At 46.6% G+C, this 26,003-nt stretch carries 31 protein-coding genes, 4 tRNA genes and 1 pseudogene; 10 read left to right on the top strand and 26 right to left on the bottom strand.

The genetic code is table 11. The annotated features are described in order from the left end of the window. Window positions 1–30 precede the first annotated feature (30 nt). The 6 genes and pseudogenes from J5A52_01250 to J5A52_01225 all read right to left on the bottom strand — a co-directional run bounded on the left by J5A52_01250 (window position 31) and on the right by J5A52_01225 (window position 4,834). Window positions 31–354: pseudogene (locus tag J5A52_01250) on the bottom strand (GTP-binding protein LepA). Continuing rightward, a complete protein-coding gene (locus J5A52_01245; GenBank protein QUB37717.1) occupies window positions 285–779 on the bottom strand; it encodes a guanylate kinase in 495 nt (164 codons plus the stop codon). Before J5A52_01245 ends, J5A52_01250 begins: the two are co-directional and overlap by 70 nt. Window positions 780–862: 83 nt before the next feature. Beyond that, the gene (locus J5A52_01240) at window positions 863–1,603 is read right to left on the bottom strand and encodes an alpha/beta hydrolase (protein ID QUB37716.1); all 741 of its coding nucleotides are present in this window, start codon (window positions 1,601–1,603) and stop codon (window positions 863–865) included. Further along, complete coding sequence (locus J5A52_01235; protein ID QUB37715.1) at window positions 1,600–2,505, bottom strand: hypothetical protein; 906 nt, start codon at window positions 2,503–2,505, stop codon at window positions 1,600–1,602. Before J5A52_01235 ends, J5A52_01240 begins: the two co-directional genes overlap by 4 nt. A 5-nt stretch (window positions 2,506–2,510) precedes the next feature. Beyond that, window positions 2,511–3,737, bottom strand: a complete 1,227-nt coding sequence (locus J5A52_01230; protein QUB37714.1) for a hypothetical protein — start codon at window positions 3,735–3,737, stop codon at window positions 2,511–2,513. Between the two features lie 131 nt (window positions 3,738–3,868). Further along, complete coding sequence (locus tag J5A52_01225; protein QUB37983.1) at window positions 3,869–4,834, bottom strand: GTP-binding protein LepA; 966 nt, start codon at window positions 4,832–4,834, stop codon at window positions 3,869–3,871. Between the two features lie 163 nt (window positions 4,835–4,997). Between J5A52_01225 and J5A52_01220 the strand changes: the two genes are divergently transcribed. Both J5A52_01220 and J5A52_01215 read left to right on the top strand, forming a co-directional pair. Next, window positions 4,998–5,222, top strand: a complete 225-nt coding sequence (locus tag J5A52_01220; GenBank protein ID QUB37713.1) for a hypothetical protein — start codon at window positions 4,998–5,000, stop codon at window positions 5,220–5,222. Between the two features lie 60 nt (window positions 5,223–5,282). Further along, window positions 5,283–5,585 (top strand): hypothetical protein, encoded by a 303-nt coding sequence (locus tag J5A52_01215; GenBank protein QUB37712.1) that lies wholly within the window; start codon window positions 5,283–5,285, stop codon window positions 5,583–5,585. 130 nt (window positions 5,586–5,715) lie between these two features. Here J5A52_01215 and J5A52_01210 read toward each other — a convergent pair whose 3' ends face one another. The 5 genes from J5A52_01210 to J5A52_01190 form a co-directional block, all read right to left on the bottom strand. Then, window positions 5,716–6,642 carry a GTP-binding protein gene (locus J5A52_01210; protein QUB37711.1) on the bottom strand — a complete coding sequence of 309 codons (927 nt, stop codon included), beginning with the start codon at window positions 6,640–6,642 and terminating at the stop codon, window positions 5,716–5,718. Further along, on the bottom strand, window positions 6,639–8,273 hold the full coding sequence (murJ, locus tag J5A52_01205; protein QUB37710.1) for a murein biosynthesis integral membrane protein MurJ: 1,635 nt from the start codon (window positions 8,271–8,273) through the stop codon (window positions 6,639–6,641). Before murJ ends, J5A52_01210 begins: the two co-directional genes overlap by 4 nt. A gap of 5 nt (window positions 8,274–8,278) precedes the next feature. Continuing rightward, window positions 8,279–10,147, bottom strand: a complete 1,869-nt coding sequence (gene ftsH, locus J5A52_01200; protein QUB37709.1) for an ATP-dependent zinc metalloprotease FtsH — start codon at window positions 10,145–10,147, stop codon at window positions 8,279–8,281. Window positions 10,148–10,272: 125 nt separating this feature from the next. Beyond that, the gene (gene tilS / locus J5A52_01195; protein ID QUB37708.1) at window positions 10,273–11,139 is read right to left on the bottom strand and encodes a tRNA lysidine(34) synthetase TilS; all 867 of its coding nucleotides are present in this window, start codon (window positions 11,137–11,139) and stop codon (window positions 10,273–10,275) included. A gap of 90 nt (window positions 11,140–11,229) precedes the next feature. Continuing rightward, window positions 11,230–11,439, bottom strand: coding sequence for a hypothetical protein (locus J5A52_01190; protein ID QUB37707.1), 210 nt, complete (start codon window positions 11,437–11,439; stop codon window positions 11,230–11,232). Window positions 11,440–11,629: 190 nt separating this feature from the next. Here J5A52_01190 and J5A52_01185 point away from each other — a divergent pair. Then, window positions 11,630–11,704: transfer RNA gene (locus J5A52_01185), tRNA-OTHER, on the top strand. Between the two features lie 488 nt (window positions 11,705–12,192). Here J5A52_01185 and J5A52_01180 read toward each other — a convergent pair. Further along, the gene (locus tag J5A52_01180; protein QUB37706.1) at window positions 12,193–12,627 is read right to left on the bottom strand and encodes a hypothetical protein; all 435 of its coding nucleotides are present in this window, start codon (window positions 12,625–12,627) and stop codon (window positions 12,193–12,195) included. Window positions 12,628–12,765: 138 nt separating this feature from the next. Here J5A52_01180 and J5A52_01175 point away from each other — a divergent pair, with 138 nt between their 5' ends. Continuing rightward, window positions 12,766–13,602: a hypothetical protein gene (locus J5A52_01175; GenBank protein QUB37705.1), complete on the top strand. Its 837-nt coding sequence runs from the start codon at window positions 12,766–12,768 to the stop codon at window positions 13,600–13,602. A 192-nt stretch (window positions 13,603–13,794) separates the two neighbouring features. After that, a tRNA-Met gene (locus J5A52_01170) sits at window positions 13,795–13,871 on the top strand. A 208-nt stretch (window positions 13,872–14,079) separates the two neighbouring features. On the opposite strand, the gene J5A52_01165 is transcribed toward J5A52_01170, so the two are convergent. From J5A52_01165 to J5A52_01155, 3 genes are all read right to left on the bottom strand, one after another. Continuing rightward, window positions 14,080–14,643, bottom strand: coding sequence for a hypothetical protein (locus J5A52_01165; GenBank protein ID QUB37704.1), 564 nt, complete (start codon window positions 14,641–14,643; stop codon window positions 14,080–14,082). A 309-nt stretch (window positions 14,644–14,952) separates the two neighbouring features. Continuing rightward, window positions 14,953–15,591 (bottom strand): hypothetical protein, encoded by a 639-nt coding sequence (locus J5A52_01160; protein QUB37703.1) that lies wholly within the window; start codon window positions 15,589–15,591, stop codon window positions 14,953–14,955. Between the two features lie 30 nt (window positions 15,592–15,621). Continuing rightward, window positions 15,622–15,762, bottom strand: coding sequence for a hypothetical protein (locus J5A52_01155; GenBank protein QUB37702.1), 141 nt, complete (start codon window positions 15,760–15,762; stop codon window positions 15,622–15,624). A 123-nt stretch (window positions 15,763–15,885) separates the two neighbouring features. On the opposite strand from J5A52_01155, the gene J5A52_01150 reads away from it, so the two are divergent. From J5A52_01150 to J5A52_01140, 3 genes are read left to right on the top strand one after another with little or no spacing between them, the layout of a single operon-like run. Beyond that, complete coding sequence (locus J5A52_01150) at window positions 15,886–16,629, top strand: hypothetical protein (protein ID QUB37701.1); 744 nt, start codon at window positions 15,886–15,888, stop codon at window positions 16,627–16,629. Beyond that, window positions 16,626–16,913, top strand: a complete 288-nt coding sequence (locus J5A52_01145) for a hypothetical protein (GenBank protein QUB37700.1) — start codon at window positions 16,626–16,628, stop codon at window positions 16,911–16,913. Before J5A52_01150 ends, J5A52_01145 begins: the two co-directional genes overlap by 4 nt. An 8-nt stretch (window positions 16,914–16,921) precedes the next feature. Beyond that, window positions 16,922–18,301 (top strand): NAD(P)/FAD-dependent oxidoreductase, encoded by a 1,380-nt coding sequence (locus tag J5A52_01140; protein ID QUB37699.1) that lies wholly within the window; start codon window positions 16,922–16,924, stop codon window positions 18,299–18,301. A gap of 112 nt (window positions 18,302–18,413) precedes the next feature. Here the strand turns inward: J5A52_01140 and J5A52_01135 are convergent. Then, a tRNA-Met gene (locus J5A52_01135) sits at window positions 18,414–18,491 on the bottom strand. A 28-nt stretch (window positions 18,492–18,519) separates the two neighbouring features. Beyond that, a complete protein-coding gene (locus tag J5A52_01130; protein ID QUB37698.1) occupies window positions 18,520–18,981 on the bottom strand; it encodes a hypothetical protein in 462 nt (153 codons plus the stop codon). Between the two features lie 49 nt (window positions 18,982–19,030). On the opposite strand from J5A52_01130, the gene J5A52_01125 reads away from it, so the two are divergent. Then, window positions 19,031–19,106 (top strand) — tRNA-Ile (locus J5A52_01125). A 23-nt stretch (window positions 19,107–19,129) separates the two neighbouring features. On the opposite strand, the gene J5A52_01120 is transcribed toward J5A52_01125, so the two are convergent. The 3 genes from J5A52_01120 to J5A52_01110 all read right to left on the bottom strand — a co-directional run bounded on the left by J5A52_01120 (window position 19,130) and on the right by J5A52_01110 (window position 21,231). Then, the gene (locus tag J5A52_01120) at window positions 19,130–19,735 is read right to left on the bottom strand and encodes a hypothetical protein (protein ID QUB37697.1); all 606 of its coding nucleotides are present in this window, start codon (window positions 19,733–19,735) and stop codon (window positions 19,130–19,132) included. 544 nt (window positions 19,736–20,279) lie between these two features. Next, a complete protein-coding gene (locus J5A52_01115; protein QUB37696.1) occupies window positions 20,280–20,504 on the bottom strand; it encodes a hypothetical protein in 225 nt (74 codons plus the stop codon). Window positions 20,505–20,604: 100 nt separating this feature from the next. Then, a complete protein-coding gene (locus J5A52_01110) occupies window positions 20,605–21,231 on the bottom strand; it encodes a hypothetical protein (GenBank protein ID QUB37695.1) in 627 nt (208 codons plus the stop codon). A gap of 68 nt (window positions 21,232–21,299) precedes the next feature. Between J5A52_01110 and J5A52_01105 the strand changes: the two genes are divergently transcribed. Then, on the top strand, window positions 21,300–22,601 hold the full coding sequence (locus tag J5A52_01105) for a hypothetical protein (protein ID QUB37694.1): 1,302 nt from the start codon (window positions 21,300–21,302) through the stop codon (window positions 22,599–22,601). 21 nt (window positions 22,602–22,622) lie between these two features. On the opposite strand, the gene J5A52_01100 is transcribed toward J5A52_01105, so the two are convergent. The 6 genes from J5A52_01100 to J5A52_01075 all read right to left on the bottom strand — a co-directional run bounded on the left by J5A52_01100 (window position 22,623) and on the right by J5A52_01075 (window position 26,002). Beyond that, window positions 22,623–22,964 carry a nucleoside triphosphate pyrophosphohydrolase family protein gene (locus J5A52_01100; protein ID QUB37693.1) on the bottom strand — a complete coding sequence of 114 codons (342 nt, stop codon included), beginning with the start codon at window positions 22,962–22,964 and terminating at the stop codon, window positions 22,623–22,625. After that, window positions 22,961–23,539 (bottom strand): NUDIX domain-containing protein, encoded by a 579-nt coding sequence (locus J5A52_01095; protein ID QUB37692.1) that lies wholly within the window; start codon window positions 23,537–23,539, stop codon window positions 22,961–22,963. Before J5A52_01095 ends, J5A52_01100 begins: the two co-directional genes overlap by 4 nt. Before the next feature lie 24 nt (window positions 23,540–23,563). Beyond that, window positions 23,564–24,217 (bottom strand): tRNA (guanosine(46)-N7)-methyltransferase TrmB, encoded by a 654-nt coding sequence (trmB, locus tag J5A52_01090; GenBank protein ID QUB37691.1) that lies wholly within the window; start codon window positions 24,215–24,217, stop codon window positions 23,564–23,566. Continuing rightward, complete coding sequence (locus J5A52_01085; protein QUB37690.1) at window positions 24,214–24,648, bottom strand: hypothetical protein; 435 nt, start codon at window positions 24,646–24,648, stop codon at window positions 24,214–24,216. Before J5A52_01085 ends, trmB begins: the two co-directional genes overlap by 4 nt. Continuing rightward, window positions 24,645–25,184, bottom strand: coding sequence for a hypothetical protein (locus J5A52_01080; GenBank protein ID QUB37689.1), 540 nt, complete (start codon window positions 25,182–25,184; stop codon window positions 24,645–24,647). Before J5A52_01080 ends, J5A52_01085 begins: the two co-directional genes overlap by 4 nt. A gap of 62 nt (window positions 25,185–25,246) precedes the next feature. Beyond that, window positions 25,247–26,002, bottom strand: coding sequence for an A/G-specific adenine glycosylase (locus J5A52_01075; protein ID QUB37688.1), 756 nt, complete (start codon window positions 26,000–26,002; stop codon window positions 25,247–25,249). Window position 26,003 lies beyond the last annotated feature (1 nt).

Genomic DNA, 26,003 nt, shown 5'->3' with positions numbered 1-26,003 from the left:
TCAATAGGAAAAATTAAAAGAAAACGACGTTCAATCTCGCTTCAACATCACCGTAAACGCCTCGCTCGGAATATCAACTTTTCCAAAACGCTTCATGCGTTTTTTACCGCGAGCTTGCTTGGCGAGCAGCTTTTTCTTACGCGAAACATCGCCGCCGTACAGATAGCCGGTAACATCTTTGCGGTAGGCGCCGATGTTTTCGCGGGCGATAAATTTACCGCCAATTGCCGCCTGCAAGCTGACTTCAAAGCTTTGGCGCGGTACGACGTCTTTGAGTTTTGCCGTTACCTCTCTACCCAGATTCTGCGCCTCTGAACGGTGACACATGACACTGAGCGCATCAACCATCTCGCCACCACGTCCCCGGACAGCTTTTTATATTCGCTCACGCCCTGCACATCGATGTCGGTCACGGCGATTTTGCCCGCCTCGGCGATCGCCTGAATTTCCTTCGCGCCGGTGCCATAAACCGTGCCGTGCACGAATTTCGCCTCGATAAACTCGTGATTTTCCAGCATATTCACCACCGCCGCCTCATCAATAAAATGATAATCAACACCCGGCGTTTCCAATACGCCAGCGTTTTGCCGCGGCTGCCGCGTGGTGTAGGACACGATGTCAGCAAACTCGTTATCTTCAAGCAAACGGCGCTTCACAGTGTCCTTGCCCGCGCCAGAAATACCGACCAACAGCACGATTTTAGTTCGCTGCACCACATCACTGGCTGCTTGGTTCGGTTGGTAGTTTTTGATCAGATTTTTTAGGTTATTTTCAAGCATACTTAACTATAACACCCGGCAGACGCGATGAAAAATTCGCGCCGGTCTAAAGCCACAGCCGCAACACTCTCGCTCGCCCAAGCTTACTCAACGCCCATCAAAAAACTAAAAATCACACTAACGTACAACTCGTACGCCAATGGCTGATTACCGCCATCAATTTTCGAAAAATTATGATTTGCGCCGGGGACTATCTTTTTGACAGCAAGCCTCGCCGAGCTGTACGCCGCCAACAATTCGTCCTGCGACCACAGCGGCACGACCGCGTCCTTTTCGCCCTGAAGCAGCAGCACATCGCCCGTGAAAGTCGCCGCCGCGCTGGTGACGTAACGCTTGGACGGATAAGTCGAAAGAATCGGTTTCGTCGCCGAACTAGCGCCGGTGCCCGAACCGCACAAAACAATTTTCTCGACACGCGAAAAAACCTCGCGCAGCGTACTCGCCATAGTGCCGCCCATAGAATTCGCCACGATTTGATAACGCTTTTGCCACGCGCCAAAAACTTCCGGCGCGCGCTCATTTAAAACGCGAAACATATCCAAAATATCGCGGCGCTCCTCGTCGAAAGTTTTCTCGCAAAAAGCCTTCTTTTCATCGCCCGATTTATAAATTTTCCAATCCCGCGACGAATTAAGATAAGCCACATTCGCTACGCCCAAACAGCGAATTTTCTCGCCCAAAATGTACGACTTCGAGCCCCTATCGCCCGCCGTGCCGTAAAGACCGTGAATGAACACGACCGTCAAATCCGTCTCAATTGCGCTCTTCGCAAACTTAATGATGCTGTGATTTTTACGATAATTTCCTGGGGTGTGAAATATCATCGTGCCTCCATATATTTTTTTAGTGATGGTAATATCAACGTTTGAACTAGACTGCGATTCTCTATAAAAATATCTAAATTCTCGACTAAATTTGGGCTATCAAAAGCTTCAACAACTAAAGAATCTTCAGATGATATAAATTTTAGAAACTGAGTACTGTCCATATCTAATGATAGATTTTCAGATGGTACTCGCAATCTAAAAGTATCTCCAAAAATATAGTAAGAAAGCTTGTTTCTAACATTGTTATCTACATGTGATACCTGGTATTTCGTTCTAACTTTGAATAAGTTTTTTTGCATAGACTGATCAGGGTTTGTCAGCTCCGTAATGTAAAACTTTCTCTGAATTAATTCCCCGTTAGTTTTTGCCGCATGAAGTTCAAAAGTAGACTCTGTTACACCACTGATCCGATATGCTGTACCCATACTCTCAAAGTCATATCCATTGTCAATAGACACCAACTTATCAATAGTTAGTCCGGGAAATAATGCACTGTATCCATCTTCTTTGTTTTTTAAGATAAGCCCTACAGTTCTCACTCCAGCATAATCACTAGCCTCTTGAGTAGGCATATAATGACCAAAGCTCGGTATTAAAACACTCTCAGCATAATCATTTGTATTATTTTGAAATAACAACGAAAGTCCTGCACAATTCGAGCCTTTGTATTTCTCAGCTAATGCAATGGAATCAACAGAAAAATCTCTGTACAAATCCTCAATACAACCCCTATCATCCTTTGCATAATCCAACAACTCAAACATAAAAGAGAATGTGTCAAAATTGTAGCTATGCACAAAATCTCTAATCTCTCGCTCAATAAGATCAGCTTCCACGCTACTATGGGGCTCTATGCTATCAATGGAATCGCGAGATGTTATAGGAGCTATTCTCTCCATATTGCCTACCTAAACATTAGGTTATCATGAGTTTTCTCCATCACAACCTCGTTATTGACAACTTTACCAACCTTATAAGTTTCCTTCGGAAAAATATCTTTAGCTTCCGGAAAAAGACTGTTGAACATAGTCGCCACTTCAGACGTAACCTGCTCATATTTGTATTGAGGATAGTCTCTAATAAAAGTATTTGTAAGTCGCTCCAAAAGCAAGTGCCCTACATTATGATCGTAGATATGACTAAATTGCTTAGCCCTATCTGTACCTGATTCTTCGCCGGCAAGATGCTTGGTAAACGGTAGTTTGAGACCTTTTTCTTCTCTAATCTTAGCGTCCACATATGTGCCTTGAAAATCTCTATACACTATCCGCTCTGGCTCCAAATTGTCGTTAAGCTCTAGTAGCGTATTCTGTCCATGAAGCTCCGGCAAGATACCATAATCACGCGCCAAAGTGGTCCAGTTTCTAATAATCTTTCCTAAAATAACCTCTGTAAAATATGCAAGCTCCTGACCTTTGGTAGAGTGTAAATCAATTAATTGGCTTAATAGCGCTCGATCTTCTGGATTCCTTATGTCATTAGCGTATAAAGAGAAGTAAGGAACTAACGTGCGAGTATCGTCTACTAAAGGTCGCGGGACAATCTCTCTAAACAGCACTCCGGCGCCCGTTTTCTCATCACCAAAAATTATCCCTATTGACTCTGGCAGGTATGCAAACTCAGACAGCGCTTCGTCTTTACAAATAGAGCCTAGTTCCGATGACATGGCAATACTATGCTCAACAGAAGTACCCTTCAGTCTACGAATAAATTTATAATGTCTCTTCTCAAGATCTGTTTTTACCATAAAAGTATATGGTTGATCGTATGTTAGAAGAGTTCTTGTTGATGATGTAGGTGATACAATGTAGCTTTGCTCTGAAGTATACTCACTTAATCCCGTACGATCTAAATACTCCTGGTCTTCAAGCATATTAGGATGTATAACAAATTTTACATCAGCACCTATAATCTCGCGCAATAATCTAGGATCCGGATCTGCTTGAATAATATTTACAACTTCTCGAGGTAAATTGAATACTGGTGCTGGAAAACTATCCACACCTTCATGAGGACTATATATTGATAACGTATCTGAATATATTTCATGATCACCTTTAATATTATTTACGTATCGCTCTAGATATCTAGTAGCCTCTATTCCATTTTCTTGAATTTTTTTCAATTCCATATTTGTATTATATAAGAAAAATATATAGAATCAAAGTTGCCAGATCGTCACTTGAATTCAGATAGATGTGATTAATGAGTTTGGCACAGTACATCAGGACGTCGTTAAGGCAGCTAAGAACCCTATGCGTATCAATCCCTCTTTAACATCACCATAAACGCTTCACTCGGAATGTCAACCTTGCCGAAGCGCTTCATGCGTTTTTTGCCACGGGCTTGCTTGGCGAGGAGTTTTTTCTTGCGCGAGACGTCGCCACCATAGAGATAGCCGGTTACGTCCTTGCGGTAGGCGCCGATGTTTTCGCGGGCGATAAACCTGCCGCCAATCGCCGCTTGAAGTGCCACCTCAAAGCTCTGACGCGGCACCACTTCTTTGAGTTTCTTGACAATTTCCCGACCCAAGCCTGGAGCTTCTGAGCGGTGGCACATCACGCTCAGCGCATCAACCATTTCGCCCGCCACATAAAAATCCACCCGCACCAAATCTTCCGGCTGATAACCGGCCAGCTCATAATTAAACGAACCGTAACCGCTAGTTACCGACTTCAATTGATCATAAAAATCCGTCAGCAAATTAGCCAGCGGTGCCGTAAACGAAATCAGTGCCCGCTCGTCGATGTAACTGAGGTTTTTCTGCCGACCACGCTTGGCGACAATCAGCTGAATCACCGCACCGATGTAATCCTGCGGCACCACGATTTCGCCGTCGATCCACGGCTCGCGAACCTCGATAATTTGTGCTGGATCGGGCAATTCGCTGGCTGACTTGATATCCAACTCCTCGCCATTGGTTAGACTGACTTGGTAATCAGTACTCGGATTGGTGACAATCAGGTCCAGATTGTACTCGCGCTCCAGCCGCTCGCGAATGATATCCATGTGTAATAAACCGAGGAAACCAATCCGCACACCATAGCCCAGCACCGGCGAATTCTCCGGCTCAAACTGCAATGCTGAATCACTCAAACTCAGCTTCTCAATCGCTTCCTTCAGATCATTATAATCCTCATTCGATACCGGAAAAAAGCCCGCATAAACAAACGGCTGGATTTCTTTATAGCCGGGGAGAGGGGCGACGATCGTAATTTTATCTATCACGGTATCAATTTTATCATACACAAAGGTCGTGAAACTTTCCTTTTTTTCTTATACAAGTGTTATATATTGACAAATATCAATATATATACTTATTTATGGATCTACGGAGTATCCATAGATCAGTCGTTTCAACGACTTCGTTCACAACAGGAAGGACCCTATTATGGGTCTGCTCTGGGACCGAAACATCGGGAACGGTAGCGGCGAGGTTAAGAAGACGGAGATTCCGCTCGACGGATCCTCTATGTACATCACGCAGTTTGACCGCGCCACCAACACCCGCGTTTCGTGGGACACTAACGGCTCCATTGATGGCGTTGAGCCGAAGTCAATGCACTTCACCAACCAGAACATCAAGAGGGGTCGCCCCAAGCGTCACCGTCAGTGATCGCAAGACCTGGACATGTCTTTAAACTGTCCATTTTTCACAGCTATAATGTACCTTATAATGCACAGTACAAATCCGCATTTCACAAGAGATGAACTTATCGCTGCACGCGAAATTATTGATCTGCATTACAGCCATCCAGACACCGACACGACTGAGTCGCTCAGTCGTGTCTGCTTTTCATTGGCGCAGATTTTTGAGCCATCGACCAGTGAAAAAACGATGTGGGACGAAATGTTCGCTTATTTCGACCAAGAATATTGGGCGCTCAAGACTGGCGCAAGACGACCGCAGCGCGGCACGATAGATAAGATATATCACCAGATTATCCGGAACATTGAAGCACTAAGCAGCAAGAACTAGTGAAATTTACGGTCTTAGTCTTACCGTTTGTTCGTATATATTCGCAACGTTTTTACCTCAATTCGCAAACATCACAGTATGTTTTATCTATTTCAACGCATCGGCAATAATTCAAACTTTTTAAATTCACTCATTTCGCGCCATCAAAATATTTCTTCAATGTCACCGTATCACCCACTCGTGCTTCGCGCGTGGTTTTTAGGTTGGTGACGACGTAGCCAATTTCACCGGTACCGAGCGATGGATCGGGGATCATGCCAGGGCTGAGATGGCCAACTTCCAGTGCCAAGCCATTCGCGTCCGTCGCGAGCATTTTTATCGCCTCGCCTTTTTTAATTTGCCCATCAACCACACGCACATACAAAATCACACCGCGGTAATCATCGTAGTAACTATCGAAGATCAAGGCGCGCGTTTTATCATGCGTGTTGCCCGTTGGCGCTGGAATCCGTTTAACAATTGCCGCAAGAACCTGGTCAACATTCTTTCCTGTCTTCGCTGAGATCTGAATTATTTCATCTTCGCGGCAGCCGAGCAGATTGATCACTTGCCGAGACACGCGCGGCACGTCGGCAGCCGGTAAATCAACTTTATTGAGCACGGGAATAATCACCAAATTCTGTTCCATCGCCAAATATACATTTGCAAGCGTTTGCGCTTGAATCCCCTGGCTAGCGTCAACCACTAGTACCGCACCTTCGCATGCCTGCAAACTGCGCGATACTTCATAGCTAAAATCGACATGGCCCGGCGTATCAATAAGATTAAGATCATACATACCGCCCATACAATCTAAATTTGTTTGAGCGGCTCTGTTCCGCTCCGAGCTGTGTGAAATATCAGATTGCTCCAGCTGATACTCATATTTCATCCGCACCGGCGCCAGCTTTATGGTAATCCCTTTCTCGCGCTCCAGTTCCATGCTATCCAGCAGTTGCGATTTCATCTCGCGCTTCGCTACCGTCCCCGTCATCTCCATCATGCGGTCGGCGAGCGTCGACTTACCATGGTCAATGTGCGCGATAATACAAAAATTACGAATGCGGTCTAACTTCACCGGCGCAATCTCCCAAAGAAGAGCTTATATAACCGCCCAAGCACTGGATCAGCTTCGCGCAGTTTAAGTAGCACACTCAACTCAACATACACGCAAAAACTCACAAGCACGATCATCGAAAACTTCGGGAAGGTCGACATAAAACTCATATCGCTGCTCTGCAACTGCAGCAGCTGCGTCGTCGCATACGTAATCGCGCCCATGCCAGCGCTTGCCAAAACCATCCTTATTGCTGCTTGTATAAAATCACGCGTAAAAATTCCCGGCATACGACGGCACAAAATTACAAATAAAACGATCACCTCAACAACTGCGACGATTGATTGCGCCCACGCTAGCCCGAACACACCCCAACCAAACACAAGCGTAAAAATTACTGCGAGAATGATATTCAGCGTAATCGTCCCGACTGAAATATACAGCGGCGTTTTCGTATCCTGCTGCGCGTAGAACGAGCGCGCCATGATATGGTAAATCGTACGAAACAAAATAGAAACAACAAGCGCGCCTAAAATATTCGCGATCAATAAGTCGCCGCCGTTCTTCACAAACGCCACGACATAACCGCGCGCAAAATACGTAATCACCGCAATTGGCAGCGCCAACCACAGAATCCAGCGCATCACTGAACGCAATTCCTTTTTGAACAAGTCCGGGCGCCCCTCTGCTAGCCGCTCGGTCATGCGTGGAAAGGCTGCATTGCTAATCGCCACGCCGACAAGATTCACCGGCATCAAGCTCAAACTTGACGCCTGCTGATATGCGCGCATCACTCCTTGCGCCATACGTGACGCCAAGTTAATTTCGACAATACTATTGAAATAATCAATTCCCTGATCAAGCGAACGCGGCGGCAATAACCGCAACACACGCCGAAATCCCTTGTTCTTCCACGATATTTTCCAGTGATAATCAAAGTCGGTACCGATCAATCCAAGCGAGCTCACAACGAGCTGCAAGATCGCACCAAGCACCACACCAAGCGCTACACCCATAATGCCGCCCTCAAACACCTGCCAGCCAAAAATATTGATACCACCCGTGAACCAGCGCGCACCAATCACAATACCAATATTGTATATTGTCGGCGCGAGTGCCAAAAAGGTAAACCGCCCAATCGCCTGCTGCATGCTTGACAACACCGTTGCAACTGCAAACAGAAACGGATTCACCGCAATCACGCGCATCATACTCACCGCCAAGCTGCGCCCTTGTTCGTCAAAACCCGGACCAACAACGTAGCGAACAAGCGGATCGGCGAATATGATAATCAGCACGCTTGTCACGAGTGTAATAAGCGCCAAAAAATTCACTAAGCTTGAGCTCAATTCCCACGCCGACTTTTTATTGCCAGTTGCTAAACGCTGATTAAATACCGGAATAAACGACACGCTAAGCGCACCTGACACTAAAATGAAAAACATGAAATCGGGAATAGTAAACGCCGCTACGTACGCGTCGGCACCCACTTTATAAGTGTCGTAGTACATACCGTTAATCAAGCGTTCGCGGTATATGCCGAGCAGGCTTGAAAGCAGCGTTGAACCAGACAGCAGCGCAGCCGCCCACTGTACCGACAACTTACTGTTGGCACGTGCGACAACCGACTTGACTCGCCCCCTCCCTCTCATAGCTACTACTTGTGGAGTGCCGCCTCCTTCGGCAACACTGCTTTTGCCATATATTTCGACGCTGCATCCTCCTCAAGCGTTTCATGTTCGAGCAGCGCATCCTTCAGTTTCTCAAGAACCGGCATATTATGTGATATCACCAGCTCGGCACGCCGCGCTGCTTCGGTGATAAGCGCCTCAACTTCCTTATCTATTTCATTCGCTGTCGCATCGCTATATGGACGTTCGCGTGTCATCTTATCAAACATCAACCCGCCGTTATCTTCATGAAAAACTTGATTACGAAGCTTACTGCCCATACCCTGCTCAATAATCATATCGCGTGCAATCTGTGTTGCACTGCGCAAATCACTGCCTGCGCCCGTCGTCACACCATCATCACCATATTTTAGCTTCTCAGCGATACGACCGCCCATAGCACGAGCTAGAATGTCTTTGTATTCGTACACACTTGTATAGCTTTTGTCTTCCGGTGGCAAAAACCACGTCACGCCGCCTGTACCGCCGCGCGGAATAATTGTAATTTTGTGCACCGGATCGCTATCCGGCAACACATGCCCGACGATCGCATGCCCCGCTTCGTGATATGCCGTTAACTCCTTTTCATGATCGTTCATTACCTTAGCTTTACGCTCCGGACCGATTGCAACCTTCTCAAACGCCTCAGTTAAGTCATCATTCGTAATCACTTTCGAATCACGCCGCGCTGCAATAATTGCCGCTTCGTTCGCCATATTTGCTAAATCTGCACCACTTGAACCAGCAGTTTTTGCCGCTAATTTATCCAAATCAACTGAATCGTCCGTCGGTTTGTTTTTGAAATGAACTTTCAAAATCGCTTCGCGGTCTTTACGCTCCGGCAAGCTAATCGTCACGTGGCGGTCAAAACGTCCGGGGCGAAGCAGGGCAGGATCAAGCACATCAGCGCGGTTCGTCGCTGCGATAACAATCACATTTGTATCCGAATCAAACCCATCCATCTCGACGAGAATCTGGTTCAACGTCTGCTCGCGCTCATCATGACCGCCGCCCATGCCACTACCGCGTTTACGCCCTACCGCATCAATTTCGTCTATAAAAATAATCGCCGGCGAATTCTTTTTCGCTTTTTGGAATAGATCGCGTACACGACTCGCGCCGACGCCCACAAACATCTCGACAAATTCTGACCCGGAAATGCTGAAAAATGGTACGTTCGCCTCGCCCGCAACCGCGCGCGCCAGCATCGTTTTACCCGTACCTGGACTACCGACCAACAGCACGCCTTTTGGTATCTTCGCCCCCAATCCCTGGTATTTTTTTGGGTGTTTCAAAAAATCTACCACTTCTTCTAAATCTTGCTTTGCACTATCATTACCAGCAATGTCTTCAAATTTGATGCGTTCTTTATCAAGTCCGTACAATTTTGCCTTACTCTTACCAAAACTCATCGCTTGACTATTTTGCCCCTGCGCCTGGCGCATCATAAACATAAACAGTACCCCGATCAGTACCACCGGCAGTACGATCGTCAAGAGATTCCACATTATAGTGTTGTCGCTCGGCGCGCTATCAGAAATTACCGCCTTGCCTTTGCCGTTCAGCGTATTGTCGCGCAGCAGCGTCCCGACGCCGCCGTTAATATACGATGCTTGCGTCGGCTTATCTTGATCTTTAACAGTAATTTTCAGATCATTGCCGCGACCTTCAATCTTTGCTAATTTACCCTCGTTCGCATCTTTAATCACCTGCGACACTGGCACCTCTTTCAGCGGCTGGTGCGGCGAAAAGAACGCCCACATTGCCAGCGCCGCCAGAATAACGATCGCCCAAAACAAACTGAGCCTAATAGTATTTGAAACGCTTGTCGTACGTTTCGGTTTCTTCGTCGGCATAAAACCCTCATCCTTTCGGTTAACAATCAGAAAAACTCTTTCTACTATATCATTTTTGATAGGCTTTTACTATGCTCGGACGGCAAATGCCTATCATCAAGTATAGCTATAAACGAACGGGTGCGTTACGCTTGCCGCCCAATCGTGAACCCTTTTTTCGTCATCGTTAGATATACGCCATCCGCCACCTGGTGGACTGCGCCAATACGCAGCGTCTGAATCGCTGCAAGCGCCCGCGCAGCATGCGGGCGCGCCACCAGTACGCCCGTTTCCCGCTCAATGACGATCCGTACCATCTCTTCGGCGATAGCGCGCGGAATTTGCGTCAAAAAATAACGCGCCTGCCGCGTATTCGGCAATAGGGAAGCCGTTTCGGCAATCATTTTATGCTTTATGGCAATCTGTTTGTTGCGCAGCTGTACGATACGCGCCTGGTCGTCATTTGATAACAATTTTGATATTTTGCGACGTAAGCGATTCCGCAAATAACTATCTTCTTGATTACTCTCATCTTCAACCCATTCCAAGCGATACCGGCATGCGTACGCGTAAATTTCCCGCTTCGTCATGTGCAGCAACGGGCGATACAGCCCCGGACGATCCATCACCGCCAGCCCGCGCCAGCCCGTGCCGCGCGTCAGATTCACCGCCACTGACTCCACCGCGTCTTCTTGATGGTGCGCAAGCCAAATATCAGCCTGAAAATCCCGCGCCGCAGCGTACAAAAAATCATACCGCGCCCGCCGCGCTGCATCCTCTCCCGCACGCGCGCCCAGCTCCGCCCGCTGCGTCCGAAATACACAGCCGTATCGTGTCGCCAGCGCTGCCGCAAACCGCGCATCCGCTGCCGATTCCGGACGGATACCGTGGTCGAAATGCGCCACGATCAGCCGCGCTGCACCGTAGCGACAGTGCGCCATATCGAGCATTACCACCGAATCAACGCCGCCGCTCACCGCTAAGATATGGTTGCCGCTGCTTCTTGCTTTCACGTATCCAGTATAGCGCATAGCGGTATCGCATTATTGCTCAGCGCCCGATAGCTACCACCGCGGTGGCAATTATCCCATTGGGACAAGTGTCTAATCTAGAACTTGGATGATATCGCTATCTCTCAGCGTTTGAATAATTTGATTTTGGAGTCTAGGATTTGCTTCAAAAGCTTGCAGAACAAAATCTACACCCATCGCAAACCCTTCTGTACTATCTTTGTCCGTTGACTCTGGTACTTTGATACCAAGATTATAATTACTTCCGTTTTGTGACACGCTCGTTACGTACAATTTTTGCATATAAACTCCTTATTACATCTATACTAATTATAACAATTAAGAAATAGCCATCCGCAAAGCATAGAAAAGATGTATAATAGGATAAGTATTTTAATAAATCGGTAACCGGAAATTTACGTGTACGGCACGGATGTCTATACCCTGAGAAGGGCGTATCATCCGTGCCTTTTTTGTTAAGGCTGTAACGTATGGGGATGTAGTTTAACGGTAAAATGGCGATCTTGTCACTTCGCGGATCGGGGTTCAACTCCCCGCATTTCCACCAAAACATACAGCTAAAACAAAAGACGGTAAAAGAAATACCCGCTGATGTATAGCGGGTAGGCGATCTTGTCACTTCTAATTATAGCAAGTGACAATTCTTTGCGCTACCCCTTTAAACGAAAAAGGGATTATTAACTGTATGCATAATAGACTTGCATAAAATGATTATAGATTGTATAATACTACACGATAAGCTGTCTAGACCCACAACAAGGTTTTATCCCTATTGCTTTAGTGCAAATGGCTGCCCATTTCTCGGGATAAAAAATGAGCCTCATTATGGATCTAGACAATTAGTATTTTAGCATAAAAAAGCCCCAATGAATGGGGCTTTTGCGACAATGAACGCTAATTAAGCGCCGGCTCCGTAGGTTTTTTTCATAGTTACTAGTATACCCTTCCTAGTGCTTTATTGAAAGAACCTTAGCACTACTAATATTATAGCACCAGCAATCATTGGGAGAAAAGCATTTTGAACAGCTAGATATTTTATTTTATGGGATTTGAGATTTTTTCACTCGCATCCTCATAACCATTGACCATCTCCTGAAGATACTCTCGCTTTGTAAGCCGATCATCTATACTACCTATAATTCTACGGTCAGAAGTGTCAGTATATACCTCCCATTGAGTATCCATCTTCATCGCACGAATTAGTACAAAAAGCGCGTATAGGATGCACGTTAGTCCAAAAAAGTAGAATATAATACCGTATAGCTCTTCCGGAATAAACAAGCGCTCCCGAACGCCTTTTGATGTATCTATTGCACCAGAGTATAAAAAAGCAAGTCCCGCCAGAATAGCACCGATATAAACAACAATTCTATTTTTTGTGTCGTCAAACGAATTCGTTAGTTCGTCGTGAAAACGTTGCTGCTCAGCGAGCGTTGATTTCAATATCTCTATTTGCTCATTTTCATCCATATACTAAAAATTATAATATCAACTAATCCAATAGCAAATCATAAGCATTTACGCTTAGACGCCCATACACTTGTTTCAATGGGATAATTGCCACCGCAGTATATTGCATTTTTATTAAAACATGGCATAATTTTATGCATGCCAACACCAGAAAATCTCACCTATCTCTCATGCTTGTCCTGGAAGTTGCTTGACAAAGTTGATTTAGAAGAGAACGCTCGCAACTATAAAGTACTCCAGCGGCCAACAACCAGGAAAGAAGAGCGTGCCCTCGGCAGAATTAAAGAGATGATGCTAGACGGGTTTCCACTCACCCACAAGACAGAATCCGAGAACCTGAATTCTATTCAAAACAGTGCCATCATGCCAGCAAAAGCCTTGTCGAAAAACAAGTCCACTCACACGCTGCCTCTTGATGAATCGCTAGGCTTAGATGAATATGCGTTCACAAGCTGGGGCGATATGCACAGGCATTCTATATACGGGTCTTCTACGCTATTATTATGCACGGAAAAAATATTATTGTCAGACGAAACAATTGCCAGTCCATACGATATTACGCTTCATATTGGCGCGGGAACTAATTTTCCGTACGATGAATTAAATAAAACGGATACCGAACATTTAGAGGCATACTTGCAAACACTGGTTACGGGAGAACGCTGGCTTGAGATAACGGCTCGAAATGCGTTAGAAATCGCTCTGAAGGGAACCGTACCAGTCATATCTCATACAAAGCTCAATACTGGAGAGATTAAACACAAGGGAGCAATTGATTCAGCTCATATACAGGGAGTACTTTTGACCAAAGACGACTACCATGCCGCTCAAAACGAAATGCTTCGCAACGGATTTATGGCAGGTCCTCTAAACTCTCTCACGAAACTACACGGATATATACCAGCGGAGTACGAAGCGAATTTGAAGAGGGCTAAAAAGATGTGGCGCAAGGTCGTCGATCTAGCAGGACACTAAGCAAAGTTTCATAGTATTTACGCTTCGCCAAATAGATTCTGCCTCAAGTTACACTAGGCATCGGATACGCCAAATGTCATAGAGCAAGCGTAAAGCGCGAGTAAATTTATAGCTGTTCTGAACTAAACGGCCGCACCCAACGTCGAAACTGCTAGAAATCCATGCGTATGTCTGGTATAATTATAGCGCTATGGCACTGTAGCTCAGTTGGTTAGAGCGTAGGACTCATAAGCCTAAGGTCACTGGTTCGATCCCAGTCAGTGCTACCAAACTAATTTTTTCGGCGGATTTTCCGCCAATTTTTTATTTATCTAAATAATTAACGATTTGTTATATCGCCTGCGATTCCATGATCTTTCATTTAGAGTCAAGTTATAAATAACATCGCACTAATAAGAGCATTCGCAGTTCAATTCGTAGCGCTTTAGCCCCACTCTTCTTTCAAAACCAGGTAATCATTTTAACTTTGACATTGTATCAGTCTTGCCTTAAACTAGCTAGTTCAAGTATATGCAGTTGCTCTCTTGTCAACACATCTGCATAATGCTTTTTTATATATGCAAAATGCAGCTTCCGCTGATCGGGATTAAGTCTCTTAAAGTCCTCTAGTATTTCTTGCAATCTTTTTTCATCCTCAGCAGCTACTTGAGCAAACTGCTGTTTCAGCAAGTGCTTATGATATGTCACCTCAATCATCACTATATACTTTTCAATATTTTCCTTTGAATCTTTCGCGAATACGAGACCGAGGTTGACAATACCTTCTTCGCCATCCTCGGCTTCTATTGTTTTTATAAGCCAGTTAAGTTCATCGTCTGCATAATCCACATTGAACTCAGCTTTTGCGCGCGAGCGTATCACTTCGCGCGTATCCATCCGGATTTTATTTAATCTATCGCGTTCAGCCTGTGCCCTCTGTTCTTTCCTCTTCTTTTCGCCTCTACTACTCAGCCAGTATACAATCAGGCACATGATTACTGATCCTGGTATCATCACTTTATCCTTTCTTTTTGCGTTCCAAACAAAAGAAACATCGTACATCGGCGTTCTACGCCTTTCATCCACATTTGAGCGTTAAGCCCATTTGTTTCACACTGTGTTCCATTTCTGGTCTTAACCGTGCGAGGAAAAAAGATCGCAGCTCAAATATGTAAAGCGTAGAACACCTTTATTATGCACTAGCTATGTCTTAAAAACAACAGATCGGCTTTTAAGTATATAATTCCATACGGTGCTATCGCCGTTTTATATGGATAGTATACATATCACATAAACAACGTATCAATTAGCCCTCTTTTTACTTTCCTAGTTTCAATCTTTCTCACACAAGCTATTAGAACTTTCCGCCGATTATTTATCTAAATAATTAACGATTTGTCGTATCGCCTGCTCATGCCCGAGAATGTAGTCCTTTCGTTTTTCGGCAGAAAGCTCTCTAACTTCATGAAACATCAGATTTAATTCTGGTACGAAAAATAACGCTCGAAATGGCAGCCCTGGTAGCAGCGAACTGCACCGCGGGCGTTCAAGAATAACGCCGCGATTCTCGCCGCTTATTATTGCTATATCATCATCAGGAACCGAAACTGCAAAATACGTAACATACTTTGCCGAGCGATTATTCGCTCCACGCATCTTGTCAAGGCAATAAGCGATAATGGCTTCGTCGGTCATCTCGCTTCCATTCCAACGGCGCGTGTAGACGCCCGGCTCTCCATTTAGATACGATATCCGCATACCAGAATCATCGCCGACGACAATTAAATTTTTATCATCTCCCCGCAGATGCCGCCGCGCATTACGAACCTTCAAGCGTGCATTCTCTCTAAATGTTGTGCCCGTTTCGTCACAATCTGGAATGTCGTAAGTAAGGTCGCGAAATGATATTATCTCGTAATCAGTGCTGAACTTATTGAAAGTTTCTTTGAACTCAGCTAATTTTCCGGGATTTTTTGTGGCAAATAATATGCCGTGTTTTTCACGTGCCATACAATCATTTTACATAAAATAAGTTAGCGCCTACAGTTCAAAATCTTCAACCTCAAGCGCTTCATCGTGCGCCGCAACGAATGCGCGCAGCTCAGCAAGCGAGCGCGAACGATTCCAAGTGGCGTCATTATTAGTAAAATTGTTAGCTAATTTGCCGGCGATGATTTTCATGTTGCTGTTGCTTCTTTCTTTTTGTTATTAGTATCAATACTTTTATAATATCATAAACTCACCATAAACGCAATAGTTTTACAAAAAATCTTTACATACTTACACCGCTTACGCTATAATATTATGAGAGGATTTACGAAGACAAACATGGATACCCTAACCGCCCTCAGTGTCGTCGCGCTCGCTGCGCTTATTCACGCCAGTTTTCAGCTGGGCGTCAGTATTATTACAGCACTTTCAAGCTATGCGCGCGGACGGAAAGCGCCGAACAAGACGCTGCAGCGTCTAACCGGCGGGTTTTTAGGCGGTGTTATGACGATGACATTGCTAACCGTATCGCTCGCCGGCTGTATCGCAAGCGGCTTCTACCACAGCGTATCAACACCGCAAGCGTGGACGATTATTGCCATTCTACTCGCAAGCATCGGCGTGTTTGTATGGTTATTATACTACCGCCGCGGCGACGGCACGAGCTTATGGATTCCGCGCGGTTTTTCGCGGTTTTTACAGCAGCGCATAGCTCAAGCCTCACTGGCTACCGAAGCGTATAGCCTTGGGCTGGCAAGCGTTGCGTCTGAGTTATTATTCGTTGCAGTACCCGCTACCGCTGCGGCAATCTCGCTCGCCACATTGCCGCTCCAATGGCAAATCGCTGGCATTACGCTATATACAATCATCGCGTCGCTTGGCACATTGCTCGTTACTGTTCTTATCGGTAGCGGACACTCGTTAAGCAGCATCCAGCGTTGGCGTGAGCGCAATAAGCACTTTCTACAGTTTGCCGCCGGCACGGGGCTCATCGTACTCGGACTCTATTTATACGCGAACCAAGTCGCTGATGTCACCGTAAAGGCAGCGGGCTTATGAGTGATCTCTCTGTTGACGTCGTGAAACGCCAAGGTAAGCGACCAAACGAACCGTTTGACCCCGGCAAGTTATATGCCAGCATTTACGCCGTCTGTATTAGTACCGGCAGTCCGGACGGACTCGCCCACGACGCCGCAACCACTACCTGCAATACCGTCGTCGCCTGGTGCACAAATAAGCCCGAAATCACCACCACTGATATACGTACGCAGGCGGCGCTAGCACTCAAGGCGTTTCACCCCGACGCAGCATATTTATATAAACACCACAAAACAATCATGTAGGAGGCTTTATGGCTAAAAAAAATCATTTTGATTATGATCTTATCGTTATCGGCAGCGGCGCAGGCGGATCGGCGGCGGCCACTATCGCAGCGCGCGCCAATAAGCGCGTTGCTATCATTGAAGAGGATACTTTCGGTGGTGACTCGCCAAACTGGAGTGACATCCCAACAAAAGCCTTGTTACACGCAGCACATTTATATGACGAAGCGCGACACGGCACAAAGTTTGGGCTGCGTTCCGGTACACTGAGCTATAATTATCCGAGCCTACGCGCCTGGAAAGATTTAGCAGTCAAGCGCACTGGTGCCGCTGGCAATCGTAAATTTTACGAGTCGCACAATATTGATACCTACGCCGGGCACGCGCAATTTTTGTCGCCAAACGAGATCTCCATCAATCGCAAGCATATCAGCGCCGGACATTTCTTAATCGCGACTGGCTCGCGTTGGATTGCACCAGACATTCCAGGACTAACTGATATTGCATACCTGACGCCGCGAACAATGCTTGAAACAATCCGTCCACCAAAAAGTTTATACATTATTGGTGCAGATTCTATTGGCGTAGAGATTGCGCAGCTAATGGCGATTTTCGGTACGAAAGTATACTTAGCAGAGATCGCGGCACGTATCTTGCCGAAAGAGGAAGAGGAAGTCGGCAGACTGCTTGAGCCCTACCTGAAAGACCATAAGGGTGTCACAGCGCTCACGCAGACCCGCACCGTTGCTATCGCGAAAGATGGACTTGGATACCGCGTTAGCTTTCTGCGTGGCGGCGTCGAAAAAACGATTCGCGTTGAAGAGGTTTTAGTGGCTGCAGGACGCGTACCAAATGTTGACTTAGGTCTCGAAAACGCACACGTTGAATATGACCCGACCGGCATAAAAACAAATGAATATTTACAAACGAGCGCTCGACATATTTACGCTGCGGGCGACGTCGTCGGGCATGCCGAACACACGCATACTGCCCTGTTGGAGTCACAAATCGCAGCGCACAATATATTCAGCAAAGGTCAGCTTGCACCGGATTATACCGCTACGCCACGCGTCACTTTCACGATGCCGAGTGTTGCATCAGTCGGGCTAACCGAAGACGATTGTATCAAGCGCGACCTGAAGGTCAATAAAGCCTTGGCACCGCTCACCATCGTCGCGCGCGCCAATACCAGCGATTTCCGTGATGGATTCGCCAAAATTATTGCCGACAAGAAAGGTACCATCTTGGGTGCAACTGTCGTCGCACCGGACGCGGGCGAAATTATTCATGAGCTAGCCCTTGCCGTTCGACTCGGATTATCCGCACGTGATATAGCCAACACACAGCATGCATTTCTCAGTTGGAGCGAAGTTGTACGTGTCGCTGCGAGTAAATTAGCGACCAGCTAGCTAGTTGCTGCAGCACTCTAAAGAGTGTATACAACAAATCCGCATCACGTTTTGGGTACTATGTAAAAACTCCAAACAAAAAAAGACCTTTCAGAACCTGAAACGTCTTTTTTGGTAGCGGGGGCTGGATTTGAACCAGCGACCTGTTGGTTATGAGCCAACCGAGCTGACCAGGCTGCTCCACCCCGCGATACAGTTGTCATTATACACATGGATAACTACTTTTGCAACTGTGAAGCACTTTTGCCCGACAAAAAATTAATCCACTGCTGAAAATTCGACCCAGATGCGGTTATTTTTGCCGATGTTGCTGTTTTGAGTTTTTGGTCTCGCTCGTCCTGTTGGTGGGCTCGCTCGCTGTTAGGTGGCAAAATTAATACTTTTTCACCAGGACTTGCCAAACCTAATTTTGAACGTGTTTCTAAGTCTTTAAATTCATCGCTACGATAGTAATTCTGCTGATAGCGCAACGTTGCCACCTCAAGCTCCAGTACATCACGCTCGCGCTGCCGCTCCTCAACGACTTTTTGCGCTTCAAAATTCGCCTGAATCGTTGATGCCGCGCCCCACGCCCAACTCAGCACTACAAACCCTGCTACGATCGTGATACCCGTATTAAATGTCGCGTAACGATGCCATATGTAGCGCATGAATTGTTTCGAACGCATAAGCGATATCATGATTTTATTATAGCCGAACAGGACAAAATCGGCTATAATAGCATCGGGCGGGGGCGTAGCTCAGTGGTTAGAGCAGCGGGCTCATAACCTGTTGGTCGCTGGTTCAAGTCCAGCCGCCCCCACCACGGAATTATTACATAAGCATTGATTAATCGCGCTCAAGATATGCGCCGCTAGCGCGCTCAGCGTGGTCAGATTCCTCCCAGCGACGCAAATTAGCAGTATCTGCAACTATGCATCGCCCTAGCCTGCTCGCAGACTTTTGTTGTCGCACGGACACACTTTCACGTCGTGCCTGCAGCGTTGTTATTTTTTGCGCTTCTTGTTCGCGGACGATATCATCGTACAGCTTGCGCCGCGCCGTCAGTACCGCAATATAGCCATCCGCTTCTGTATGATACGTAATCTCGCCTGTTTTCGAGTTTCTTGAAACGATCGATTCAGGGTTAATGCCCTCGCGCTCTGCGAGTGCTTGGTAGAGTTCATAGTTGTGTTCGCGCCACTGCGCAATAAGCGCACGTTTTCCTGCGCTATCGCGGCGTTTTGCATCAATTTTCGCCTTTAGAGTTTTTTCTTCAATCGCCATAGCGAGTAAATCTTCCCACTTTCGCGAACACTCATGCAAGCTCATTAAATCAATATTATCGCTCTGGCTCTGACGCTGACACGCCTCCAACATATCGTCTATTCCCGTAAGGGGCTGGTCAAGTGATATCGACGGCATAAAATTTCCAAAATGTCTATGATTATTCATACTCTATATTATGAAACATTTTTATTATAAAACAATATTTGTGGGCTAAAATCTACAGCAATGAAAGCGCATGCGGGGTTGAAACTACTAACCCCTACCGAGACTTTATACAGATAAAAATCAATGCAGCGATGCAGCGTCCAACAAAAAGCCCTCCGTCGGGGAACGGAGGGCAAATTTGGCACCTGTTTGTTTCTATACGTAGCATATCGTGTTTCGAGAAAAAGCGCAAGCACTTATTATTGTAATATTTGTGTTCAAGATACGCGAGACTCTCTCCGCCTTTAGACGCTTCATGTCAATCGCAGCTTGCGCGCAATAGCTCGTAACGTCATCTTTTCTTCTATATCTCTCAATATATAACCCAAGAGAAATCATTATAGTCTTTAAATATAATGCTGCGAGCAGTGAACTTAATAGTGCCAATAATATTATCGCCATATCGTGCCGTCATACGCTCTTTTCCTATAGCCATACCGCTCAAACTACCCAATAAAATAGCCCCGCCCTTATTCCTAAGGCGAGGCTATTCTAAAAATATATTCTATTCCGCTTTCTCGCCGCCCTTCTTCTTCGAGACAGTCAAAAAGCCATTGCGCGGATTTTCTTTAACAAAACGGTCTTCCGGCAAATCGCACGGCGTGCCTTTTTTATTCTTCGCTACTTTAGCAAAAAAGTAAATAATCTGATGCTTGCCACCACGCAGAACAGACTCAGTTTTGTGTAAGTAATATGTAACGCCTTTCGAATTCGTGTGCTGATACGCCATAAGTGATACCTCCTATTTAAGTGTCTAAGTTACACCTGTTAGCTTAGCGCATACTATATAGCCATGTCAACACCCCTGAGCGACCCCTGAAGCGCATGAGCTAAATAGAGCGGTAATGACGACGCAGCAGGATTTGTAAAATACCCATGCTGATCAACCGCACGATAATGATAAAAACTAAAAACCCAACCAAGAGCAAACTAAACCCAGCAAAGTCGGGCGACCACAATGGCGATATAAATTCGTATCGGTACAATTCGGTATTTGGCAACTTTGGCTCGGCAAGCTTATCTGACGTCGGGTACTTTGCAAGCTCCGCCAAAACGCACTGCATATACGCCGTCGACCAGCCAGAGTACTGCGGATGACAGACAGCTTCGGCGCGAGCATTAGCGGTAGCGCCTTCCGATGAAGTATTTGATACCGCTTTAATTGCTGCCTGCGCGTCGCGATCATATTGATGTTGCAAATAAATTACACCGCTGCTTGCATTCATGTGTGCAGTTGAGTATCGCTGTAATTCCGCTATCCGCTCAGCGATTTGCTGCGCACCACCTACCTTATCGGCGGCGGTGACAGCATTACGGCGCTGCACCATGCCTGTGTTATTTAAGCGTAAGAATGTCGCTGATAGAAACCCCGCCAAAATCAGTAGAATTAATAGTTGCCACGTTTTGACGCGCTGCAATTTCTTAATATCGCGCCGAATTGAGCGTTTATCTGCCATTATCGCCCCACCTTCATACCCTATTAGTATACCATACCATAAGCACCGAGCATGCTATACTAAAAGATATGAACATCTACTTCTCGGGTATTGGCGGCGTTGGACTGGGACCGCTTGCAGAAATCGCACACGACGCCGGTCATATTGTGCACGGCAGTGATATGCAGGAGAGTCTCACAACGCGCGAGCTGCAAGAACGTGGCATTCCCGTGAGTACCGATCAAACAGGCGACTACTTAATGTACTGTCACCGGCAACAATCAATTGACTGGTTTGTATACACCGCCGGTTTGCCGAGTGATCATCCGGAACTGCTTAAAGCACGCGAGTTGGGACTGCATCTGGCGAAACGCGATGAACTAATCAATTACATCATCGGTGAAAAGGGACTCAAGCTCATTGCTATCGCCGGTACACACGGCAAAACTACCACCACAGCAATGATGGTGTGGGTATTCCGCCAGCTGAATATACCAGTGAGCTTTTCGATCGGAGCAACGACGTCGTTTGCTCCTTCCGGGTATTTCGATCCGAATTCGCGCTACTTTGTATACGAATGCGACGAGTTTGATTATAATTTTTTACATTTCGAGCCTGACATTTCAATCATCACGTCGCTTGATTATGACCATCCGGACACCTATCCAACCGAAAGCGACTATCGTGCCGCGTTTGAACGCTTTTTAACGCAGTCAAAACAAACTGTCATGTGGCTACGCGACACGTTCTCTGGTTTGAAAACACCGAAGAGCACGTGGTTGCTCAAAGATAGCGAGGTTATACCGCTCCAGCTAGCAGGCGCGCACAACCGCGCCAACGCAACACTCATTGTAAAAGCCTTTGAATACCTAAAGCTCGGGCAACAGCATGCCGTGCTGACAGCGTTATCAAGTTTCCCTGGCACGTCACGGCGCTTTGAGAAGTTAGCGGATAATTTATATAGCGACTATGGACATCATCCGGTTGAAATTGCCGCCACGCTACAGATGGCACGCGAGATATCAGACCACGTCGTGCTCGTTTATCAGCCGCATCAAAACGTCCGCCAACACGAAATTCGCGATCAATACGACAGCTGCATGGAACTTGCCGAAGAGATCTATTGGCTACCAACATATCTAACGCGTGAAGATCCAAGGTTGCCGATATTAACGCCACAAGAATTAGCGAACAATCTAACGAATCGTAACACCGTCCATTACGCCGAGCTTAACGACGAGCTGTGGCGACATATTGAAATGGCACGACACAACGGTAAATTAGTACTATGTATGGGGGCTGGCACGATTGATGGTTGGCTGCGAGAGCAACTAGCAAAAGCGGCGAGTACGACGGAAAGTTCTGATAACACCAATACGTCTACCATATAAGAACGTGTTTTACTGATAGAATCAGCGATCATCGCCACTGCCCTGCAGTTGACCGCGGTACTGGCGACTAGCAAGTTTTTCATTATTAAGGCGTGCAACTTCCTCAAGGTCTGAGCCAACGAGATGAGCGATAGCATTAACGTACCAAAGAACGTCGCCAAGCTCTTTGACAATCGCCGTGCGATCGCTACCAGAGATCCTACCTTGTTTGTCGCGCAAGATTTTCTTGAATTTTTCGAGCACTTCGCCCGATTCACCACCCAAGCCCAATACTTGCGCCATCAATTTAGCGTCAACCTCGCCATAAGCGTGTTCACCCAGTAGCGTACGAAGGGCTTGCTGCGAATAATCATTAATCGTCATAGCTCCTCCTTACTCGTAAACTTTGCGGTGGTATCTGCTGTGTCGTAGCTCGTCGCCGGCACAGTCTCCCAAACGTCGCTTGGCAACAATTTTTCAAACACATAGGCGCAAAAATCCTGAATATTCGGATATGTTTGCGTCTCGTCGAGTGCTGCAACATCTGCTGCACTCATCCAACGAAAGTCGGTTGATTCACCCTCAGCAGGCGGCGCGCTCGGCTTTGATCGCGCGATAAAGAGGTAATCTAAATCAGTATGAAAATGCTCCGGCGTCACCGCATGCGTATTGCTCGCGAATGGCTGCGGATGAACCGTAATGTCACGTGCTGATTTCATACGCAATTTCGGCTGCATGATATCTAATTCAGTCAACCGATAACCCGTCTCCTCTTGAAGTTCGTGGCTAACCGCCGCCCACGGCGTTTCATCAAGCTCAACATGCCCGCCCGGCGGCATCAACTTACCAAGTTTGCGGTGCATATGCATCAACAACTGTGGCTGATTACCGTCCATACATATGATAAACATCGTCACGCTAGCATCGTGCTGATTTGGTTGCGTGTGAATATGTGGCATATTTTTCTCCAGCTCATCTTTCAATTATTTTACAGGTGATTTCGCGCAGACAAAATTCGTTTTTCGCCCTTCATCCAACCAACGTTGCTCGTAGGTAGTCTTGATCTTATATTCATCATACAGGTTTGATTCGTGCAGATCAAACGATAGTTTCTGAACACGCCACTGCGCCGCAACAAGTTGCTCTAGACTCCAGCAGAAAAAATCAAGGCTATCATGTTTAAGTAGTAATTCGCCATCAGAACACAACAACTCAGCATAGATATGCAAAAAATGCGTGTGCGTGAGCCGGCGACCCGCTGAACGCTGGCGCGGAAACGGATCAGGAAACGTTAGCCAGATTGTGCGGAGCGATCGCGTAGCAACGAGTTTAGCTAACTGATCTGCCCGCGCCCGCACGAAAAACACGTTCCTAAGTCCACGCGCCTCCGCCTGGTATGCACCCTTTTGCAACCGATCGCCCTTAACATCAAGTGCGACAAATGTCTGCTCGGGATGGCGCGCCGCTAACTCAACGCTAAACAGCCCTGTTCCTGCGCCGATTTCTAGCACATCAACAGCACGCGGCGCCCACTCGCTAAGCTCAAAACAAAGCGACGAGTTCGCAAATAGCGCAAAGCGGTATTTTTTGCGCTTACGAGTGATGATAAAATCATTCGGGTTGAGCAATTGACTCATTGCGCAGACTGACTTTCTGACGGACTTGGAGCAGGGTTTGCTACGTTATTTGCACTTGTGTCGGTAAAGATTTGCAGTGAGTCGTCAGTTAGAGCTTCTTTACCAAAACTCGGCGCGTCGACAGTTCGCTTAGCGTGGCGGTCATACATCGTGCTGAACTGCAAATACGCTTTTGCGTCAAGATTACCTGTCGCCGCAAACTGCTCATCTGATGTATTAGCGGTAGCTTCTTTGCGCACCGACTGATAGCCCGGGCGACTCAAATCAACCTGCACCGCTCCACTCGCGCCATAGATATACAACGAAATACCCGTAAGTATACATGCCACTGCGATCACACAAATAATCATACTCGCAAAGCGAATCTTCCGACGGCGGCTCTCGGCGACCTGGTTAAGACTAACATACGGCGAAACAACCTCCTCTGTCATTTTGCTCCTGCGTGTTTCTTGTCGCTTGTTTGGTGAATCGTATCAATTTGCATACGGTACTTCTTTATCAATTCGCTCATTCTCATCACGGTTTGGCGAACTTCAGCACGGTACATACGTGCATATTCAATCATCTGATAAAAATCAACTGGACGCTCTTGGCAGTCAATATTAATCGTTCTCGCAACGCTTTCCTCATAACGCTGGTAGCTTGAGCGAAATGTCGCGAGCTCATCATCAAACTCAACCGTCGTTTTTGCAGCCATAACACCATCAAGTTTATTAAGTGCAATGCGACTATTCATCGGCGCCATTAGCTTGTTTGAAATCGTTTCATATTCGCGCCCCAAATTTACTCGCGCAAGTGCGTCATTCTCGTGCAACCGTTGCAAGGATGAACGAATCGACACGCAGTTCGCTCGGATCAGTGCGAGTTGCGCACTACTAAGCACAATCGGCTGCAAGCCTTCAGCACTCACAAGCGGACTCACCGTCAAGGCAGTTGCCAACACTAACAGAATGTATGCTCGCTTCATGTGCTTTTTATTATCGCGCATTTTAGCGAAATGGTCAAATTATAACAGAGTTAGATACGGCTTTATTCCTCACTGATTAACCCATCATTTTGCACCCCGCGTAATGCTGCTGCAAAACGTGAGTCACCACTTAATTCACGCGCTATCTGCGCAATTGATTGCCCACGCACGTAACGGCGAATGATCTCGCCGCGCATTTGACGGATACTGCCGTCAAGCAATGACTGCTTAGTATAATGCTTGCTCTGACTTAGTCTCCCATGACCCTGATGCTTGAGCTCCGCACCATAGTCCATCAGAGCCCAAAACCATTCACGTGGTCGGGCGGCGTCTATTGTTTCAGCGACTTTTACAAGAACGTCTTGATCGCTCACACGCGTTTCATTAGCAAAAAAATGATGAAAGTATACCGTGCGAATATTCGTCTCGACGAACGGCGTCGGAATTTCGTACGCATAATTCAGGATAGCCGCAGCCGTATTTGCGCCGACACCCGGCAGTTTCATAAGTTTGATTTGCGTATTCGGCGTGCCATTCACCGCCACTGCTTGCGCTGCTTGGTGCAAATACTTTGCCCGGCGATTATAGCCTAACCCTTGCCACGCCGCCAGCACGCGCGATAAGTCTGTCGCCGCAAGCGAATCAATAGTCGGAAATGTTCGCGTAAACTCAGTAAATTTCGCGAGCACGCGCCCCACCTGGGTTTGTTGCAGCATAATCTCGCTGACAAGCACGTAGTAGAATGTCGGTCGCTCACGCCAAGGCATGGAACGGTAGAGTTGTTTCCCTTTTTGCTGGACAAGTTGTTGGAAATCCATC

Origin of the sequence: TM7 phylum sp. oral taxon 349, from assembly GCA_018127705.1 — a bacterium.
GTDB lineage: Bacteria > Patescibacteriota > Saccharimonadia > Saccharimonadales > Saccharimonadaceae > Saccharimonas.
The sequence above is the reverse complement of the archived record's forward strand: the minus strand, read 5'-3'. Positions and strand labels throughout refer to the sequence as shown.

Excerpts from the sequence above, each read along its gene's own strand:
- J5A52_01245 (QUB37717.1), bottom strand. The coding sequence starts at position 779 with ATGCTTGAAAATAACCTAAAAAATCTGATCAAAAACTACCAACCGAAC.
- J5A52_01240 (QUB37716.1), bottom strand. The coding sequence starts at position 1,603 with ATGATATTTCACACCCCAGGAAATTATCGTAAAAATCACAGCATCATT.
- J5A52_01235 (QUB37715.1), bottom strand. The coding sequence starts at position 2,505 with ATGGAGAGAATAGCTCCTATAACATCTCGCGATTCCATTGATAGCATA.
- J5A52_01230 (QUB37714.1), bottom strand. The coding sequence starts at position 3,737 with ATGGAATTGAAAAAAATTCAAGAAAATGGAATAGAGGCTACTAGATAT.
- J5A52_01220 (QUB37713.1), top strand. The coding sequence starts at position 4,998 with ATGGGTCTGCTCTGGGACCGAAACATCGGGAACGGTAGCGGCGAGGTT.
- J5A52_01215 (QUB37712.1), top strand. The coding sequence starts at position 5,283 with ATGCACAGTACAAATCCGCATTTCACAAGAGATGAACTTATCGCTGCA.
- murJ (QUB37710.1), bottom strand. The coding sequence starts at position 8,273 with ATGAGAGGGAGGGGGCGAGTCAAGTCGGTTGTCGCACGTGCCAACAGT.
- ftsH (QUB37709.1), bottom strand. The coding sequence starts at position 10,147 with ATGCCGACGAAGAAACCGAAACGTACGACAAGCGTTTCAAATACTATT.
- J5A52_01190 (QUB37707.1), bottom strand. The coding sequence starts at position 11,439 with ATGCAAAAATTGTACGTAACGAGCGTGTCACAAAACGGAAGTAATTAT.
- J5A52_01180 (QUB37706.1), bottom strand. The coding sequence starts at position 12,627 with ATGGATGAAAATGAGCAAATAGAGATATTGAAATCAACGCTCGCTGAG.
- J5A52_01175 (QUB37705.1), top strand. The coding sequence starts at position 12,766 with ATGCCAACACCAGAAAATCTCACCTATCTCTCATGCTTGTCCTGGAAG.
- J5A52_01165 (QUB37704.1), bottom strand. The coding sequence starts at position 14,643 with ATGTACGATGTTTCTTTTGTTTGGAACGCAAAAAGAAAGGATAAAGTG.
- J5A52_01160 (QUB37703.1), bottom strand. The coding sequence starts at position 15,591 with ATGGCACGTGAAAAACACGGCATATTATTTGCCACAAAAAATCCCGGA.
- J5A52_01155 (QUB37702.1), bottom strand. The coding sequence starts at position 15,762 with ATGAAAATCATCGCCGGCAAATTAGCTAACAATTTTACTAATAATGAC.
- J5A52_01150 (QUB37701.1), top strand. The coding sequence starts at position 15,886 with ATGAGAGGATTTACGAAGACAAACATGGATACCCTAACCGCCCTCAGT.
- J5A52_01145 (QUB37700.1), top strand. The coding sequence starts at position 16,626 with ATGAGTGATCTCTCTGTTGACGTCGTGAAACGCCAAGGTAAGCGACCA.
- J5A52_01140 (QUB37699.1), top strand. The coding sequence starts at position 16,922 with ATGGCTAAAAAAAATCATTTTGATTATGATCTTATCGTTATCGGCAGC.
- J5A52_01130 (QUB37698.1), bottom strand. The coding sequence starts at position 18,981 with ATGATATCGCTTATGCGTTCGAAACAATTCATGCGCTACATATGGCAT.
- J5A52_01120 (QUB37697.1), bottom strand. The coding sequence starts at position 19,735 with ATGAATAATCATAGACATTTTGGAAATTTTATGCCGTCGATATCACTT.
- J5A52_01115 (QUB37696.1), bottom strand. The coding sequence starts at position 20,504 with ATGGCGTATCAGCACACGAATTCGAAAGGCGTTACATATTACTTACAC.
- J5A52_01110 (QUB37695.1), bottom strand. The coding sequence starts at position 21,231 with ATGGCAGATAAACGCTCAATTCGGCGCGATATTAAGAAATTGCAGCGC.
- J5A52_01105 (QUB37694.1), top strand. The coding sequence starts at position 21,300 with ATGAACATCTACTTCTCGGGTATTGGCGGCGTTGGACTGGGACCGCTT.
- J5A52_01100 (QUB37693.1), bottom strand. The coding sequence starts at position 22,964 with ATGACGATTAATGATTATTCGCAGCAAGCCCTTCGTACGCTACTGGGT.
- J5A52_01095 (QUB37692.1), bottom strand. The coding sequence starts at position 23,539 with ATGCCACATATTCACACGCAACCAAATCAGCACGATGCTAGCGTGACG.
- trmB (QUB37691.1), bottom strand. The coding sequence starts at position 24,217 with ATGAGTCAATTGCTCAACCCGAATGATTTTATCATCACTCGTAAGCGC.
- J5A52_01085 (QUB37690.1), bottom strand. The coding sequence starts at position 24,648 with ATGACAGAGGAGGTTGTTTCGCCGTATGTTAGTCTTAACCAGGTCGCC.
- J5A52_01080 (QUB37689.1), bottom strand. The coding sequence starts at position 25,184 with ATGAAGCGAGCATACATTCTGTTAGTGTTGGCAACTGCCTTGACGGTG.
- J5A52_01075 (QUB37688.1), bottom strand. The coding sequence starts at position 26,002 with ATGGATTTCCAACAACTTGTCCAGCAAAAAGGGAAACAACTCTACCGT.